3 rRNA genes are annotated in these 4,961 nt (G+C 43.6%); all 3 read right to left on the reverse strand.

The features are described from left to right. Positions 1-37 precede the first annotated feature (37 nt). The 3 genes from rrf to OF377_RS03255 all read right to left on the reverse strand — a co-directional run bounded on the left by rrf (position 38) and on the right by OF377_RS03255 (position 4,918). Positions 38-142, reverse strand: a 5S ribosomal RNA gene (gene rrf / locus OF377_RS03245). Between the two features lie 57 nt (positions 143-199). Further along, positions 200-3,104, reverse strand: a 23S ribosomal RNA gene (locus OF377_RS03250). A gap of 296 nt (positions 3,105-3,400) precedes the next feature. Further along, positions 3,401-4,918 (reverse strand): 16S ribosomal RNA (locus OF377_RS03255). Together the 16S, 23S and 5S rRNA genes form the textbook arrangement of a ribosomal RNA operon. Between the last annotated feature and the right edge of the window lie 43 nt (positions 4,919-4,961).

A 4,961-nucleotide genomic window follows, 5' to 3' on the forward strand; every position in this document is an offset into this window, starting at 1 on the left:
AAAAAAGAACTGATTACTCAGTTCTTTAATTTAATTTGCGTGGCGATTTCCTATTTTGTTTTAAACTATCTTCGGCTCGAAAGTGCTTGACTTCTGTGTTCGGGATGGGAACAGGTATTTCCACTTTGATATCTTCACCACACCAGATCGATGCTTGAAAACTAAATTTTATCAACAAGTTGTTTATTAATCAGAGAATTTCAATAAGTCTTCGAATAATTAGTATCAGTTAGCTAAACACGTCACCGTGCGTACACATCTGACCTATCAACGTTATAGTCTTTAACGATTCTTATTCCATTTAAGGAAGAGAAGATTAATCTTGAAGTTAGTTTCACACTTAGATGCTTTCAGCGTTTCTCTATTCCACACGTTGCTACCCTGCAGTGCAGCTGGCGCTACAACAGGATCACAAGTGGTGTGTCCATTCCGGTCCTCTCGTACTAGGAACAGCTCTTCTCAATCTTCTAACGGGCATGACAGATAGGGACCAACCTGTCTCACGACGGTTTGAACCCAACTCACGTATCTCTTTAATCGGCGAACAGCCGAACCCTTGGAACCTGCTCCAGCTCCAGGATGAGATGAGTCGACATCGAGGTGCCAAACAGTGCCGTCGATATGAACTCTTGGGCACTATCAGCCTGTTATCCCCAGAGTAGCTTTTATCCGTTGAGCGATGGCGTTTCCATACACAGCCACCGGATCACTATGACCTAGTTTCCTACCTGCTCGACATGTATGTCTCGCAGTCAAGCACCCTTATACCATTACACTCTAAACACGATTTCCAACCGTGCTGAGGGTACCGTTGCGCGCCTCCGTTACCTTTTGGGAGGCGACCGCCCCAGTCAAACTGCCCACCTAACAATGTCCTCCGACCAGATAATGGTCGCAAGTTAGGGAGATCTTATTGCAAGGGTAGTATTCCAACGACGACTCCATATACCCTAGCGAGTATATCTCAAAGTCTCCTACCTATGCTCTACAAGCAATAAAATATCCCAATATTAAGCTACAGTAAAGCTTCATGGGGTCTTTCCGTCCAATCACGCCAAGAGGGCGTCTTCACCCTCACCAGGATTTCACCGAGTCTACAGTTGAGACAGTCAAGAGATGGTTACACCATTCAAGCGGGACGGAATTTACCCGACAAGGAATTTCGCTACCTTAGGACCGTTATAGTTACGGCCGCCATTCACTGGGGCTTCAGTCAAAAGCTTCGCATTGCTGCTAACATTCTTCTTTAACCTTACAGCATTGGGCAGGTGTCACCCCATATACATCGTCTTGCGACTTAGCATAGAGCTGTGTTTTTGTTAAACAGTCCCCCCTCGCTATTCACTGCGGCTGGTTTTTCTCCAGCACCCCTTTTCGCTAACTTACGGGGCTAATTTGCAGAGTTCCTTAACTGTAGTTAACTCGCTAACCTTAGGATATTGATCCTTGACCACGTGTGTTCGTTCTCGGTACGGACTACTTATTGATTAACGCTAGAAGCTTTTCTTGGAAGCATGATGTATATGTCTTCTCTACTGCCCGAAGGGTTCGATCGTATTCATAACTTAACCTTATGGTGAGCGGATTTGCCTACTCACCAGTCTTGTTATTTAAACCGGAATCCGATAACCGGCACATATTAACCTTCTCCGTCACTCCATCACTCAATACGTAGGTGCAGGAATATTAACCTGCTTTCCATCGACTACGCCATTTGGCCTCGCCTTAGGATCCGACTTACCCTGGGAGGACGACCCTTGCCCAGGAAACCTTAGTCAATCGGTTTGAGAGATTCTCACTCTCATTCGTTACTCACGCCAGCATTCTTACTTGTATAATGTCCACTAGTGTTCACACTCTAGCTTCGTCCTTTATACAACACTCGTCTACCGCTACCATAAATGGTAACCCAAATCTTCGGTTATATGCTTAGCCCCGTTACATCTTCCGCGCAGAATCTCTAAACAAGTGAGCTGTTACGCACTCTTTAAACGATGGCTGCTTCTAAGCCAACATCCTTGCTGTTTGAGAAATTCAACATCGTTTTCCACTTAGCATATATTAGGGACCTTAGATATTGGTCTGGGCTGTTTCCCTCGCGACAATGAAGCTTATCCCCCACTGTCTGACTGCTGGAATAGCAATTATGGTATTCAGAGTTTGATTCTATTCAGTACACCGAGGTGGCGCCATCATAGATTCAGTGCTTTACCCCCATAATTGCAATAATCCAACGCTATTCCTAAAAATATTTCGACGAGAACGAGCTATCACGGAGTTCGATTGGAATTTCACTGCTATCCACAGGTCATCCCCTGTCGTTTCAACGAAAGTGGGTTCGGTCCTCCAGTGAATGTTACTTCACTTTCAACCTGCCCATGGATAGATCACCCCGTTTCGCGTCTATTGCTACATACTATATGCCCTATTAAGACTCGGTTTCCCTACGGCTCCATCTCTACGATTTAACCTCGCATGCAACAATAACTCGCTGGCTCATACTTCAAAAGGCACGCTATCACACATAAATGTGCTCTAACACCTTGTAAGCTTATGGTTTCAGGTTCTATTTCACTCCCATCTCTGGGTTCTTTTCACCGTTCCCTCACGGTACTATGCGCTATCGGTGACAAACTAGTATTTAGGCTTACCCAATGGTCTGGGTAGATTCAGACAGGATTTCACGTGTCCCGCCCTACTCAGGATACTGCTAGGTAAATTGTTGATTTCGTGTACGGGATTATCACCCTCTATGATCAAGCTTCCCAACTCGTTCCACTATCGACAATTAGTCCAGATTGCAGTCCTACAACCCCGAATCAAGATTCGGTTTGGCCTGTTCCGGATTCGCTCGCCGCTACTACCGGAATCACATTCGTTTTCTTTTCCTCTCGCTACTGAGATGTTTCACTTCACGAGGTATTGCCTTACATTACTATGAATTCATAATGTAATAATATAAAATTACTTATATTGAGTTTACTCATTCGGAAATCAACGGATCACAGCTTCTTATCAGCTTCCCGTTGCTTATCGCAGATTTGCACGTCCTTCATCGCCTGTTTGTCCCAAGGCATTCACCATAAGCTCTTAATAACTTATTGTAAATCCTTAAAGTTGTATCTTTAATATGATTGTTAACTATATTAATTAAATTAATATAATTCTATTCATTAGATATTTTTACATATCTAACTATTAGAAAGATTGTTGATAATAATTCAGTTTTCAAAGATCGATCTCATATATTTAAAAAATAAATATATGGAGAGACATAATCTCTCAAAACTAAATAGAATCCGACCATAACGATTTGTTAAAAATATAAGCGGCTAATCATCATGGATTTTGTTTGTGATTTCGTACACTTGATTGTGTAATTATAAAAATTACTCCGAAGAAAGGAGGTGATCCATCCCCACGTTCTCGTAGGGATACCTTGTTACGACTTAACTCCAGTCACCAATCCTACCCTAGACGTATGCCTCCTTGCGGTTAACAGTACGGTTTCAGATATTATCAGCTCCCATAGTTTGACGGGCGGTGTGTACAAGACCCGAGAACGTATTCACCGCGACATGTCTGATTCGCGATTACTAGTGATTCCAACTTCAAGAGGGCGAATTGCAGCCCTCTATCCGAACTGAGATTGATTTTGTCTGATTTGCTCGACCTTACGGTTTTGCGGCAGTTTGTCTCAACCATTGTAGCACGTTTGCAGCCCTAGATATAAGGGGCATGATGATTTGACGTCATCCCCACCTTCCTCTACTTTGCAGTAGCAGTATCGTTAAAAAAATAACTAACGAAAGGGGTTGCGCTCGTTGCGGGACTTAACCCAACATCTCACGACACGAGCTGACGACAACCATGCACCACCTGTCAGATTGTTAACCTCTACTATATTTCTATAGCTTTGCAATCGATGTCAAACCTAGGTAAGGTTTTACGTGTATTGTCAAATTAAGCAACATGCTCCACCACTTGTGCGGGTCCCCGTCAATTCCGTTTGAGTTTCATTCTTGCGAATGTACTACCCAGGCACATCATTTAATGCGTTAGCTACAACACCGACACGTTCGTGCCGACATTTAATGATGATCGTTTACAGTGTGGACTACTAGGGTATCTAATCCTATTTGATCCCCACACTTTCGAGCCTAAGCGTCAGTGCTAGTCTAAGTTGGCGCCTTCGCCGCCGGTGTTCTTCCATATATCTACGCATTTTACCGCTCCACATGGAGTTCCCCAACTCTCTACTACACTCTAGATTTGCAGTTTTTGATACAGCTATGCGTTGAGCACATAGATTTAATACCAAACTTGCAGATCCGCCTGCGCTCGTTTTACGCCCAGTAAATCCGGATAACGCTTGCATCCTATGTATTACCGCGGCTGCTGGCACATAGTTAGCCGATACTTATTCAAAAGGTACAGTCAAGTTATGATCATTTCCTATCATAACGTTTCTTCCCAAATAAAAGAACTTTACAATCTATAAGACCTTCGTCGTTCACGCGGCATTGCTTCATAAGGCTTGCGCCCATTGTGAAAAATTCCCTACTGCTGCCTCCCGTAGGAGTATGGGCCGTGTCTCAGTCCCATTGTGGCTGTTCTACCTCTCAGTACAGCTACGCGTCATTGACTTGGTAGGCTTTTACCCTACCAACTATCTGATACGGAGCACCCTCATCCAAAAGCGTCGCTTTGAAGCGACTTTCTACATTTTCTCATGCGATAAGAATGTTATTATTGGGCATTAGCTAACCTTTCGGTCAGTTATTCCCATCTTAAGGGCAGATTGGATACTTGTTACTCACCCGTTCACCACTAGGTTAGTAAACTAACCTCGTTCGATTTGCATGTATTAGGCATGCCGCCAGCGTTAATCCTGAGCCAGGATCAAACTCTTAAAAATTGACGGATTCTATTTAGTTTTCAAAGATCATTTTGCTGTGCTT

This window comes from Ureaplasma sp. ES3154-GEN (assembly GCF_025780075.1).
Lineage (GTDB): Bacteria > Bacillota_I > Bacilli_A > Mycoplasmatales > Mycoplasmoidaceae > Ureaplasma.